This window comes from Geothrix sp. 21YS21S-2 (assembly GCF_030846775.1).
Lineage (GTDB): Bacteria > Acidobacteriota > Holophagae > Holophagales > Holophagaceae > Mesoterricola.
In genome coordinates this window covers 4360758-4372577 of record NZ_CP132910.1, presented here as the reverse complement: position 1 = coordinate 4372577, position 11820 = coordinate 4360758, and the positions used below count along the sequence as shown (strand labels likewise).

Here is an 11820-nt window from a genome sequence, read left to right as displayed (position 1 = left end):
AAAACCGGGCCATGTTTACCCAGCCCCTCCAAGCCTTCGCCAACCCCGCCTTTCCCGCCCCGGCGGCCCCCCAGCCAAGCCCCGGATTCGCGGAAGTCCTGGCCGCGGCCACGACCGCGCCCGACCCCGCCGACGAGGAGAAGGCCCTCCAGGAACTCTTCCACATCCTCGCGTGCCTTTCCTGCGGTGTCGTGGACTATCCCGCGGAGACCGCGCCCAGCACCGGCACGCCGGGCCCCCACCGCCGGGAGGTGGAGGCCCTCAAGGAGGTCCTGCGCAGGATCATGACCGGCGACACCGGCAGGCACGGGAAAAAGGGCGGGGAGGACGATCCGTCCAGCCTGACCCTTCAGGAGCTCTTCGCCTCGCTGCCCCCGGAGATCCGCAACCTGCTCCTGCGGGCGTTCCCGAAGCTCCAGGACCTGCTGAGGGCGGCTCCGGGCGAGGGGATCTCCAGTTCGTCGTAGTACTCGCAACGGTCCACCAGGTCGCCCAGGACGACGGCCAGGGCCGCCCAGGGCGCCGGGACGAGCCCAGGCAGCACGAAGCCCGCCGCCACCCGCGCCAGGCTCACGAGGGGCCTCAGGCCCCGTCCCCGCCGGGCGAAGTGGGCCTTGCGCCATCCGTAGAGAAGGGCCTTGAGGGCGCCGGCGGCCACGGCCAGGGGCGCGTTCCCCGCGAGCACCGCCGCCAGGTAGACGCCGTTGAGCAGCGCGTGGCCGCTGTGGAGGTTGAAGGGCGGCACCTTCAAGGCCACGCGGTAGACCCGGTCCACCGCGCAAAGCGCCGCGAAGCCCGCCGCGGCCGCGGCCCACGCCGGGGCGAGGCCCAGGAAGACGGCGGCGCACAGGGCCAGGAACAGCGAGGCCAGCGTGATTTCCCGGCTCAGCCAGGAGCTCCGCAGGTTGAGGGCTGCCCGCCAGGCGCGCTCCGGCCGGCCCAGGTGGAGCGCGCTGAGGGCCATGGATGCGCCGCCCGCGGCCAGGTAGGGCCAGGGATGGGGGAAGGGCACGCCCGCGGCCATGCGGGCCGTGAGCACGGCCAGGATCGTCGTGAAGGCCACGAGGGTCCATTCCCCGCGCAGGGTGATCTTCGGTTCCGGCACGCGCAGGAGGCCCTCCAGGACCCCGGCCGCGGGGGGCGGGGCCGCGAAGCGCGGCGCGGCGGGTTCCCCCGTGATGCGGACGCCGGGCCCCAGGTCCCAGCCCGGGAGGCCGAAGGGCGCGGGCCCGGCCTGCGCCCGGGGCTCCATCTCCAGGGCCTCCACGGGGCACCTCGCCACGCAGGCGGGTTCCTCGCGGTCCGGGCAGAAGGTGCACTTCTCCACGGTGCCGGCGGCCGGGCTGAACTTCGGCGCGTCATGCGGGCAGGCCCAGGTGCAGTAGCGGCAGCCCATGCAGGCCTCCTGGCGCAGGGTCACGGCGCCCGTGGCGGGGTCCTTGGCGTAGGCGTCCGCGGGGCAGTTCTCCAGGCAGGCGGGGTCGTCGCAGTGGTGGCAGGCCAGGGACAGGTGGAAGACGGGCAGGTCCGGGCGCCGGTGGGGATTGGAGGTGTGCACGGTGCGCCAGGGCAGCGTCTGGGCGGCGCGGTTCTCCATCCAGCAGCCCAGGACGCAGGCCTCGCACCCCGTGCAGCGTTCGGCGTGGAAGAGGAAGCGCCGGGCGCTCATGGCGCCTTCTCCACGTCCACGAGGTTGTCGTGGAAGGCCGCGCCGTGGGCCATGTCGGTCTCCCGCCCCAGGGACAGGAGGTTCACCGATCCCCCGTGCTCGGCTCCGTAGCCGTTGAAGGCCACGACGCAGCCCGGCAGGAGGCTCAGGTCGAGGTTCGCGGGCAGGAACAGCTCGCCCCTGGCGTTGAAGACCCGCACGCGGTCGCCCTGGCGGATGCCCCGGGCCGCGGCGTCCCCGGGTCCCAGGTGGAGGCGCGGACCCGGATCCCGCAGGCAGGAGAGGGTCACGAACTGGCTGTGGATGCTGTTCTTGTGATTGGGGGTGAGGAGCGTGAGGGGGTAGGCGCCGGGGCTGGATTCCAGAGGCGCGGAGTGGCCCGGCAGGGGGTCCACGCTCCAGCGGCGCGCGGCCTCCTCCGACAGCAGCTCGATGCGCCCGGAGGGCGTGGGGAAGGCCAGGTCCGCGAAGGCCACCTCCTCGCAGCCCGGGGCCAGGACGGGGCCCTCCCTGAGGGCCTCGAGGGTCAGGCCGGGAAAGCGGCCCAGTTTCGCCTCCAGCCAGGCCTCCTCGCCCCCGGGGGCGACGAGGCCGTCGGTGGCCAGCCCCATGCGGAGGGCCAGGTGCCAGAGGATCTCGGACTCGGGCTTCACCTCCCCGGGGGGCTCCAGCAGCTTCGGGCGGATCTGGAGGTAGGGATGCCAGTAGGCGCCGATGACGTCGGTCTGCTCGAAGAGGCTCTTGGCGGGCAGCACCAGGTCCGCCTCCCGGGCGGTGTCCGTGAGGCGCTCGTCCACCACCACCCGGAACTCCAGGGCGCGGAAGGCCTCGCGCACCCGCGCGGTGTCGGGGTTCTGGCTCACGGGATTGCCCCGCTCCACCCACGCGGCCTTGAGGGGCGGGCCGGCCTGCGCGGCCATGTCCCGGCCCAGGCGGGCCGTGGAGAGCGACACCCGGGCCACGCCGTCGGGCCTTTCGGGCGGGAAGAAGTCCAGGGGGTCCTTCACGGCGCTGAACACGTCCGACTGCAGGTTCGCGTAGACCCAGCCGGCGCCGGGCCTGCCCAGGTTGCCGGTGATGGCCAGCAGGGCGAGGATGGCCCGCATGGTCTGGCCCGAGTTGGTGTAGCGCTGCATGCCGAAGCCCGCGCAGATGGTCAGCGGCCTCGTGGTGCCCAGCTCCCGGGCCAGGGCCTCCACCTCCCCCGCGGGCACGCCGGTGACGCCTTCGCAGCGCTGCGGGGTCCAGGCTTCGACGGCGCGCGCGTAGGCCTCGAAGCCCAGCACGTGGGCGTCGATGAAGGCGCGGTCCGCCAGGCCGTCCCGGATGAGCACGTGGGCCAGGGCCAGGGCCAGGGCCGCGTCGGTGCCGGGGCGGGGCTGCACCAGGAGCGCGGCGCGCTCCGCCGTCGGGGTGCGCCGGGGATCGATGACCACGAGCCTGCCGCCCGCGGCCAGGGCCTGGTCCACGAACCGCATCTGGTGGACGTTGGTCTCCGCGGCGTTCTTGCCCCACATGACGATGAGGGCCGCGTTGGCCAGGTCCCAGGGGGCGTTGTGGCGGTTGTCCCCCAGCGTGAGGCGGGTGGCCTCGAGGCCCGCGGGCCAGCACAGGTCGCCGTAGGTGGTGGTGCACCCCCCGAAGCGCCGCCAGAAGGCCATGGAGTTGCCGTTGAGCAGTCCCTTGGTGCCGCTGCCGGCGTAGTACATCACCGCCTGGGGGCCGAAGCGCTCCCGGATGTCCAGGAACCGCTCCGCCATGAGGTCCAGGGCCGCGTCCCAGGAGACGGGAGCGAAGCCGCCGTCCGTTCCGCGAAGCATGGGAGCGAGCAAGCGAGAGGCGGGTTCGACCCGCTCCAGGTAGCTCAGCCCCTTGAGGCAGGGCCCCTCCGGGGTGGCCCGGTTGCCCGGGTGGGCATCGATGGCCGTGACCTTCCCTTTTTCCACAGTGACCCTAAGACTGCACGTGCTGTAACAGTTTCTGGGGCATGCTGACGTGAAGACGGGCATCCGAGCTCGCTTGAGGTTTCCCTTGGCCGGACAATTCCGGCAAACTGGGGGGATGATGAAATCGTACTACGCCGGCCAGGAAGTTGATGCCCCTTGTGGGAGATGCAAAGGGGAAACCCGGCACATGATCATGTCCATAACGGATGGCGTGCCGGAGAAGCTCATCTGCTCGACCTGCAAGTCCGTGCACAAGTTCCGCGCCGAACGCCCCGCTCCCGCGGCGCGCCCCCCCCGGGCCACGGTCGCCACCCGCACCGCCTCCCCCCGCAGCGCCACCTCCCCCTCGCGCTTCCACGAGCTGATGCTCGAGGAGCACGCCGGCACGACCTCCATCCCCTACGCCGTCTCCCACCGCTGGGAGGAGGGCATGTGGATGGACCACCCCAGCTTCGGCCTGGGCCGCGTGCAGAAGCGAACCGGGCGCAAGGTGGACGTGCTGTTCAGGGACGGACTGAAGACGCTGGTGAGCGCCTAGGAGTCTTGACTCGTTCCAATTTGTAGCTACATTATATTTTGTGGTACGAATGGGACGATGCCACGAACCAGGCGACCATTGAAAAGCACCGGGTGGATTTCGAAGAGGTCTTCGGGTTCCGCTGGGAAACAGCCCTGCAGGCGGAGGATTGCCGCAACGACTACGGTGAGCCGCGCTGGATCGCCATCGGATTCATCGGCGACCGGCTTCACACGCTGATCTACACGCGGCGAGATGAATCCTGCAGGGTCATCAGCCTCCGGAAATCCAATCCCGGGGAAAGGAGGGCGCATGAGGAAACCAAGGGCACGACCTGACCACATCTCTCAGGAAGACTGGGATTCCGTGGACAGCCCGCCGCTTTCGGAAGAAATGCTCGCCAGGCTGAGGCCCGTTTCCGAAACGCATCCGGAGATCCTCAAGGCCCGCCGGGAAGGCGGTTTGAAAGGGAGGGGTCCCCAGAAGGCGCCCACGAAGACGCTCCTGTCCATGCGCTACAGCCCCGAAGTTCTGGACTATTTCCGCGCCAGCGGCCCTGGCTGGCAGACCCGCATGGACGAGGCCCTGAAACAGTGGATCCAGGACCACCCGGCACGTACCTCATCCGCGAAGTCCTGAGATTCAAATCGACACGGGCTTTTCTCCGCGAGATCGCCACGCGTCCAGGCGGGTCAGTACCTCAGCACGCTGAACACCGGCATTCCCTTCAGCCTCTCCCGTCCCGCCATCGCCACCATCTCGATGAAGAGCGTGAGCGCCACGGGGTGCGCCCCGGTGCGCTCCACGATGTGCCGGGCCGCCAGGGCCGTGGCTCCCGTCGCCAGGACGTCGTCCACGATCAGCACGCGGTCCCCGGGGTGGAAGGCGTCCTGGTGGATCTCCAGGCCGTCGTGACCGCAGGAGGACGCGTAGGCCTCGGAATAGGTGGGCCGGGGCAGCTTCCCGGGCCGGCGGGCGGGCACGAAGCCCAGGCCGAGCTTGTGGGCCAGGGCGGAACCGAAGATGAATCCGCGGGATTCCAGGCCCAGCACATGGGTGGGCAGCAGGGACAGGACCGGCTCGGCCATGGCGTCGATGGCGCGGGCGAAAGCTGCGGCGTCGTTGAACAGGGGGGTGATGTCCTTGTACAGGACCCCGGCCATGGGGAAATCGGGAACATCCAGAACTGACAATTTGAAATTCATGGTACCTCGCTTAGCGCCGGACCTCGAATGGGTGGGGAAGTGATTGTCCACCCTCCACCACCCACCAGTCCAGCCGGGAAACGCGTGCCGAGGGGGGACCCGCCTCCAGGCGATCCTTCAGGGCCTCCAGGCGGGACAGGTCCCCCCCCGCCTCCCCGGAGACCGTGCCGTCGGGTTCGTTGCGCACCCAGCCGGCGAGGCCCAGCTCCTGCGCGGCCTGGATCACGAACCACCGGTAGCCCACCCCCTGGACGCGTCCATGGGCGTGGAAGCCGGCCTTCACGGGAGCCCGCCGTTGAAGGTGAGGTCGAAGTCGGTCCTCCGCCCCATGACCTCGGGGCAGGCCAGGTCCAGGCGCAGGGGCGTCACGCTGACGTAGCCCGCCAGGGCCGCCTCGGCGTCGCTGCCGGGGCCCTGGGAGTAGGTGGGGCCCAGCTCCCCGCCGATCCAGAAATAGGGCGTCCTGCGGGGGTCGAGGCGCTCCTCCACGAGGTCGTGGTACTTGCGCGTGTCCTGGCCGCAGAGGCGGAACCCCAGGGGCTCCCCCTTGGGCAGGTTCACGTTCCAGATGCGGTTGGCGGGAAGCTCCATGGCCTCCCAGCGCTCCAGGAAGCGCCCCGCCCAGGTCTCGGCCTGGGCCAGGTCGCCCTGGGGGTCGATGGAGAAGGCCACGGACCGGGCCCCCTGCTGGCAGCCCTCGAAGGCGGCGCCCACCGTTCCCGAGTAGAAGACGTCCTCGCCCAGGTTGAAGCCGTGGTTGATGCCCGAGAGCACCCAGTCCGGCTCGCGCTTGAGCACGGCCCGGATGCCCACCAGAACGCAGTCCACGGGCGTCCCGGTGCAGGCGTACCGGTCCCCGCCCAGGTCGTGCAGGCGCAGGATGTCGTTCAGGCTCATGGCGCTGGAGACGGCGGAGCGGTTCCGGTCCGGGGCCACCGCCACGACGCGCCCGAAGCGCGAGGCCACCCGCCCCAGGGCCGCGAGGCCCGGCGCCCAGCATCCGTCGTCGTTTGTTATGAGAATCAGGCGCTCTTTCATGCCACCAGTGTATCCGGGGAGAACGATGCTTGACCTCGGCGGACAAACGTACTAGACTCGTTAGTTCACGGCGCGTGGCGCAGCCTGGTAGCGCACTACCTTGGGGTGGTAGGGGTCGGAAGTTCGAATCTTCTCGCGCCGACCAAAAACAGTAAAAGAGGGCGGACTACCCCAGTCCGCCCTCGCTTTTTGTCCCGGGTGGATGCCGGCGCCGGCCGTTGCGTAGTCCAGGGACGGGCTGAGCGTGCGGCCGTAGATCACGGACACCCGGTCCACGGGAGTGCCGGGCCTCTCTGAGGACCCGTTGAGCTGAACGGCGAAATCGCGGTTGCCGTTGATGTCGATGAGGACGGACCGCAGGGCCGATTTCCAGGGGTCCATGGTTTTACCTAGCGCCAGGGAAGCCCATGATATACAAGAATTATAACTCAGCCCATCCCCGGAACCGGGCCGAGCCGTCCCAGGCGAACGTGAACCAGGGCGCGGACGTTTCAGGAAGTTCACGGATCGTGGTCGGAGCGCCGAACGGCGGGGCGATACCGCGGATCCTTCTCTTGCCTGGATCCAATTCGAACCATTCCAGATTTGGGTTCAGGTCGTTGCCTCGGCCCTCGTTCAACGCTCGCACCTCTGGCGGCACAGGGTCCCCTTCCACGCTGGTGGGCATGGAGGGGAAAAAGTGCTGATTGAACCAAACGGCCTCCTTGGTTCGGGCCGCGACGAGAATGGTCTGGTCGGGGGTCAATTGGCAATTCACAATCGCGCGCTCGAAGGTGAAAATCCTCGCAAAGTCGTCGTCGACCATGAGGCCGAACAGCTGCAGTCGGCTCTTCAAGCGTCCCGTGCGGTCAAAGCACCAGGCAACGCCCATTTGCTTCGACAGGAAAAGGAATCCATCATCGAACTGAAAAAGCGTGGAAGGCAGCTCGAACAGCATGTTCTTGCAAATTTGGTATCTTGGGTTGCATATCAAGTTGTCGAAATCGGTTCCATCCTTCGTGGTCCATGCTTTTTTCGAATACATGGGCCCGATATCCAGATCGACATTCGCGGAAGCATGCAGACTACCGTCATCAGATGATTTTACGATGTAAAACGGAGAATATCCCTCCTGCAAAAAATGCATTCCGAATCGCTTGGCCAGGAAAATGGAATTATCGCTTAATGGGACCAGTATGCTTGCCCCGGAATCGTTGGCTCCGAGCAGGCTTCCGTACGCCTCCCATCGGGAAAGGTCGTTTGATACCCATATTTTTTGGGAAGGCATTTCCTTCGACCGCAATCCTCCATCGCCAGGCAAATTATTGGACTCTGAATACTTAAGGGTGGACTCGAGAGCCCACCACCTGCCTTCACCATAGGTTGTCCAAATCGTACCTGGAGGTGTTTTCAGAACCGTTTCCCTGCCAGAGACCCGATCAATCCGGATGATCCTGTCGACGTTGGCCTGGATCTGAAAATCCTGGGTCCAACGGGTCGTTTGGTCGATGCGGGGTTCCTGCGAATGAGCAAAATGCAGTTGTGTCCCCAAAAAGAGAAATGCAACAATGCTTAATCTCTTCATAATTAACCCAATTCCTTCTATAATCAACCGGGTGGATTACAGCCCATTTTGCAGTTGCCTTTTCCAAGCGCTTGCATCGTATAGCCTGTGGCCTTATCGCATTCATAAAAGAAGCAATTCCCGCTCCTGTCCGCGGGGCCACAGCCAATAGCAGTCCTACGCCCCGTGGGATCCGAATAGGTGCAGACCGAGACCCCTCCAGGGCATTTGCAGTTCGACGAACCAGCCCCTCCGGAAGAGCTGCTTCCTTCCATGATCCGCTGGCAACAACGCTCGTAGGCATCACCCGTCAATCCCGCGCACGGGTCGGAATCAATCGGATGGGCAATCCCGCCAGGAGTCGGAATGACCATACGCGCGACACCGGCCTGACACGTCAAAGCCAGGGCCAGACCTAGCGCCATATTGAAGGATCTCAGCATCCCACCGCCTCCATGAACGTGAGAAGCACCTTAATGCCGAAAAATAATGATTACCATGAAACATCTCATTGAAAATCATGAACGTCGTTTTCAGGACGCAATGGCTGTAAACAATTAAATAACTTTATTTATCCGAGATGAAATCCCCGCCCGACAGCTGGGTCAGGAGGCGTTTGAGCGCCGCACGCACTTTGGCGAGCTCGGGCGCCCGCGGGGCGGTTTGGACATGGGGCTTCCGGGCGGGTTTCGCCGCTGCGGCAGGCGCCGGCGCCTCGCCCTCCAGCCCCAGGTCCAGCCCGCGGGCCAGGTGCCCCGTGAGCAGCAGCTCCCGGCAGTCGCTGACGGTGAGGCCTTCCTGCAGCCACCCGTGGATGCGCTGGAGGCGGTCCAGCTCGTCCACGTGGTAGTAGCGCAGGTTGCCGCGGCTGCGCCGGGGCTGGATCTCGGGAATGATCATCTCCCAGTACCGGAGGTCCTTGGGACTCACTCCGATGCGCCTGGCGGCCTCGCCGATCTTCATCCAGACCCGTTCCATCAGGAGTCTCTCGCCTCGATGCCCAGGGCCTTCAGGCGCTTGTACAGGTTGGAGCGGTCCAGGCCGAGCCGTTCGGCCACGCGCGTCATGTTGCCGTTCTGGAGCTTGAGTTCCCGCTGGATGTAGGCGCCCTCGAACCAGTCGCGGGCGTCCTTGAGGCTCTGGAACTCGGGGAAGGAGAAGGGGTCGGGCTCGGTGAGGTGGCGCACCGCCAGGGCGCCCAGGTCGCGGGTGGTGATCTCGGCGCCCCGGCAGAGGATCACGGCGCGCTCCATGAGGTTCTTCAGCTCGCGCACGTTGCCGGGCCAGTCGTGGCGCAGCAGGGTGTCCCTGGCGTCCGCGGAGAGGCGCCTGGGGGGGCGCCCGTACTTGCGGGCGATGTGCTGGATGAAGGCCTCGGCCAGCTGGATGAGCTCCTCGGCGCGCTCCCGCAAGGGCGGGACCCGCAGCGGCACCACGGCGAGGCGGAAGTACAGGTCCTCGCGGAAGCGCCCGGCCTTGATCTCCTCGGGCAGGTCCTTGTTGGTGGCGGCGATGATGCGCACGTCCACGCTCACGGCCCCGCCGCCGCCCACGGGCTCGATGCGGCCCTCCTGCAGGGCGCGGAGCACCTTGGCCTGGGTCTTGAGGGACATGTCGCCCACCTCGTCCAGGAAGAGCGTGCCCAGGTGGGCCTCCTTGAACTTGCCCTTCTGGTCCCGCACGGCGCCCGTGAAGGCGCCCTTCACGTGGCCGAAGAGCTCGGACTCGATCAGCTCCTCGGGGATGGCCGCGCAGTTGACCTCCACGAAGGGGGCGTTGGCCCTGGGGCTGCGGTCGTGCAGGAGCCGGGCCACCTCCTCCTTGCCGCTGCCGTTCTCGCCCATGAGCAGCACGCGCCCCTCGGTGGGGGCCACCAGCTCCACGTCGGACAGGAGCCTGCGCATGGCCGGGCTCTCTGCCATGAAGAACCGGTCCTGGTCCACCTCCTGGTGGAGCCGCAGGTTCTCGGCCTCCAGGCTGCGCTGCTTGAGGGCGTTGGCCACCACCAGCAGGAGCCGGTCCAGGTCGATGGGCTTCTCCAGGAAGTCGAAGGCGCCCAGCTTCGTGGCCTGCATGGCGGTGTCGATGTTGCCGTGGCCGGAGATCATGATCACGGGCAGGTCGGACCGGGCGGCCTTGGCCTGCTTGAGGGTCTCCAGGCCGTCCATGCCCGGGAGCCACACGTCGAGCAGCATCAGATGGATGCCTTCCCCGTCGGCCTGGGCAAGCAGATCCAGGGCCTGTTCCCCGCGCTCGGCCTTGAGGACCCCGTAGCCCTCCTCGGCCAGGGACTCTCCCAGCGAACGGCGGATCCCGGGCTCGTCGTCCACGATGAGGATGGTGGTGAGGGGGCGCATGAATAGAGCGTATCCGGTCTTTCGCCCCCCGGGCATGGCAACATGGAGTCCGGAGAGGTCATTATGCTCGTGGATTCCCACTGCCACCTCACCGGCAGCTACCTGGGAGAGGATCAACTGGAGGCCGTGCTGGACCGGGCGCGGGCCGCCGGCGTGGACGGCCTGGTCGCCGTGGGCTGCAACCTGGACGACTCCCGGCTGGTGCTGGCCCTGACGCGCAGGGCCCCCCAGGTGCGGGCCTCCCTGGGCGTCCACCCCCACGACGCCCGCACCTGGGACGCCCTCACCGGGGACGCCCTGGAAGGCCTGCTGGCCGGCCCCGAGGCCCTCTTCGTGGGGGAGACGGGCCTGGACTGGCACTACGACCTGAGCCCCCGCGACACCCAGGAGGCGGTCTTCCGGGCCCAGATCCGGATCGCGAAGCGCCTGGGCAAGCCCCTCATGATCCACACCCGCGAGGCGCCGGAGGCCACGATCCGCATCCTGCGCGAGGAGGGCGCCGCGCGCGGCATCATCCACTGCTTCAGCGAGGACCTGGCCTTCGCCCGGGACGCCCTGGACCTGGGCTTCCACCTCAGTTTCTCGGGCATCGTCACCTTCAAGAACGCCCAGGCCATCCGCGAGGTGGCGGGCTGGGCGCCCCTGGACCGCATCCTGGTGGAGACCGACGCCCCCTACCTGGCGCCGGCGCCCTTCCGGGGCAAGGCCAACGAACCGGCCTACGTCACCTATGTCGCCGCCCAGGTGGCGGCCCTGCGGGGCCTGGCGCCGGAACGCCTGGCCGAGATCACCACCGGCAACCTGGAGGCCCTGTGCGGCTGGTCCCCTTCTTCCTGAGCGCCACCCTCCTGGGCGCCCAGGCCCCCGGCAAGCTCCCCTGGGACGCCGCGGCGGCGCTGCCCTGGAAGGCCGGGGACCGCGGGCCCCTGCCCGTCCCGCCCCGCCTGGAGCCCATCCCCGCCGGCGCGCCCATCCAGGCCCGCATCACGCCCGACGGCACCATCCGGGTCATCGACGGCCGGGGCATGATCCTCCTGCGGACCGGCCTGCCGGGGCGTCCCCTCCAGGTCTGGCGCGACGGAGGGGTGCGCGTCGAGTCCTTCGGCCTGATCCGATTTTCCGGCCGCTCCCTGCTCACCCAGGGCATCGGGGCCCTGCCCGTGAAGGACCTGGACTTCCGCCCGGCCCTGGAGGGGCTGCTCTGGATCCTGTCCGACGACCAGCGGGTGATCACCCTCATCCACCCCGCCACGGCGAACATCAGCTACCTGCCCCTGCCCGGCGGCCGGAACTTCCAGCTGGTCTTCCATCCCGACCGCCTGGAGGCGCGGGAGGACCTCGAGCCCGGATCCTCGGAATGCTGGTCGGTGCCCTGGATGGCCCTCCTCCCCCAGCTCCTCCAGCTGGGCCGGGAGAACCCCGCCAACCGCCCCTCCGGCACCGCCCTCCAGCCCTTCCCGAAGAGCTGATTTTCCCCAGCCTCGCCGCCCCCTTAAACCTTTTCCGGACCCCTGGGTCAACCTTGGCAGGGAATTCGCATCCAAT

At 67.9% G+C, this 11820-nt stretch carries 14 protein-coding genes and 1 tRNA gene; 7 read left to right on the top strand and 8 right to left on the bottom strand.

The features are described 5' to 3' along the window. Positions 1 to 11 precede the first annotated feature (11 nt). A complete protein-coding gene (locus tag RAH40_RS19325) occupies positions 12 to 467 on the top strand; it encodes a hypothetical protein (protein ID WP_306599246.1) in 456 nt (151 codons plus the stop codon). Here the strand turns inward: RAH40_RS19325 and RAH40_RS19320 are convergent. Continuing rightward, the gene (locus RAH40_RS19320) at positions 350 to 1669 is read right to left on the bottom strand and encodes a DmsC/YnfH family molybdoenzyme membrane anchor subunit (RefSeq protein WP_306599245.1); all 1320 of its coding nucleotides are present in this window, start codon (positions 1667 to 1669) and stop codon (positions 350 to 352) included. The two genes, RAH40_RS19325 and RAH40_RS19320, sit on opposite strands and share 118 nt — an antisense overlap. Next, on the bottom strand, positions 1666 to 3678 hold the full coding sequence (locus tag RAH40_RS19315; protein WP_306599244.1) for a molybdopterin-dependent oxidoreductase: 2013 nt from the start codon (positions 3676 to 3678) through the stop codon (positions 1666 to 1668). Before RAH40_RS19315 ends, RAH40_RS19320 begins: the two co-directional genes overlap by 4 nt. A 124-nt stretch (positions 3679 to 3802) precedes the next feature. On the opposite strand from RAH40_RS19315, the gene RAH40_RS19310 reads away from it, so the two are divergent. Genes RAH40_RS19310 through RAH40_RS19300 form a run of 3 tightly spaced genes read left to right on the top strand, consistent with a single transcriptional unit; the run spans position 3803 to position 4771 of the window. Continuing rightward, positions 3803 to 4153, top strand: a complete 351-nt coding sequence (locus RAH40_RS19310) for a hypothetical protein (RefSeq protein ID WP_306599243.1) — start codon at positions 3803 to 3805, stop codon at positions 4151 to 4153. Between the two features lie 38 nt (positions 4154 to 4191). After that, positions 4192 to 4470, top strand: coding sequence for a BrnT family toxin (locus RAH40_RS19305; protein WP_306599242.1), 279 nt, complete (start codon positions 4192 to 4194; stop codon positions 4468 to 4470). Then, the gene (locus RAH40_RS19300) at positions 4445 to 4771 is read left to right on the top strand and encodes a BrnA antitoxin family protein (RefSeq protein WP_373432533.1); all 327 of its coding nucleotides are present in this window, start codon (positions 4445 to 4447) and stop codon (positions 4769 to 4771) included. Before RAH40_RS19305 ends, RAH40_RS19300 begins: the two co-directional genes overlap by 26 nt. Before the next feature lie 53 nt (positions 4772 to 4824). Here the strand turns inward: RAH40_RS19300 and RAH40_RS19295 are convergent, their stop codons facing one another. Genes RAH40_RS19295 through surE form a run of 3 tightly spaced genes read right to left on the bottom strand, consistent with a single transcriptional unit; the run spans position 4825 to position 6375 of the window. Next, positions 4825 to 5337 (bottom strand): adenine phosphoribosyltransferase, encoded by a 513-nt coding sequence (locus RAH40_RS19295; protein WP_306599240.1) that lies wholly within the window; start codon positions 5335 to 5337, stop codon positions 4825 to 4827. 10 nt (positions 5338 to 5347) lie between these two features. After that, positions 5348 to 5620 carry an acylphosphatase gene (locus RAH40_RS19290; protein WP_306599239.1) on the bottom strand — a complete coding sequence of 91 codons (273 nt, stop codon included), beginning with the start codon at positions 5618 to 5620 and terminating at the stop codon, positions 5348 to 5350. Beyond that, positions 5617 to 6375, bottom strand: a complete 759-nt coding sequence (gene surE / locus RAH40_RS19285; protein WP_306599238.1) for a 5'/3'-nucleotidase SurE — start codon at positions 6373 to 6375, stop codon at positions 5617 to 5619. Before surE ends, RAH40_RS19290 begins: the two co-directional genes overlap by 4 nt. 68 nt (positions 6376 to 6443) lie before the next feature. Between surE and RAH40_RS19280 the strand changes: the two genes are divergently transcribed. Then, positions 6444 to 6520, top strand: a tRNA-Pro gene (locus tag RAH40_RS19280). Positions 6521 to 6796: 276 nt separating this feature from the next. On the opposite strand, the gene RAH40_RS19275 is transcribed toward RAH40_RS19280, so the two are convergent. From RAH40_RS19275 to RAH40_RS19265, 3 genes are all read right to left on the bottom strand, one after another. Next, positions 6797 to 7939, bottom strand: coding sequence for a hypothetical protein (locus RAH40_RS19275; protein WP_306599237.1), 1143 nt, complete (start codon positions 7937 to 7939; stop codon positions 6797 to 6799). A 546-nt stretch (positions 7940 to 8485) separates the two neighbouring features. Then, the gene (locus tag RAH40_RS19270) at positions 8486 to 8896 is read right to left on the bottom strand and encodes a MerR family transcriptional regulator (protein WP_306599236.1); all 411 of its coding nucleotides are present in this window, start codon (positions 8894 to 8896) and stop codon (positions 8486 to 8488) included. Beyond that, positions 8896 to 10275, bottom strand: coding sequence for a sigma-54 dependent transcriptional regulator (locus tag RAH40_RS19265; protein WP_306599235.1), 1380 nt, complete (start codon positions 10273 to 10275; stop codon positions 8896 to 8898). Before RAH40_RS19265 ends, RAH40_RS19270 begins: the two co-directional genes overlap by 1 nt. Before the next feature lie 63 nt (positions 10276 to 10338). Here RAH40_RS19265 and RAH40_RS19260 point away from each other — a divergent pair, with 63 nt between their 5' ends. Together RAH40_RS19260 and RAH40_RS19255 are read left to right on the top strand one after the other, a co-directional pair. After that, positions 10339 to 11112, top strand: a complete 774-nt coding sequence (locus RAH40_RS19260; protein ID WP_306599234.1) for a TatD family hydrolase — start codon at positions 10339 to 10341, stop codon at positions 11110 to 11112. After that, entirely contained in the window at positions 11088 to 11744 is a 657-nt protein-coding gene (locus tag RAH40_RS19255; RefSeq protein ID WP_306599233.1) for a hypothetical protein, read from the top strand. The genes RAH40_RS19260 and RAH40_RS19255 overlap by 25 nt, the downstream gene beginning before the upstream one ends. Positions 11745 to 11820 lie beyond the last annotated feature (76 nt).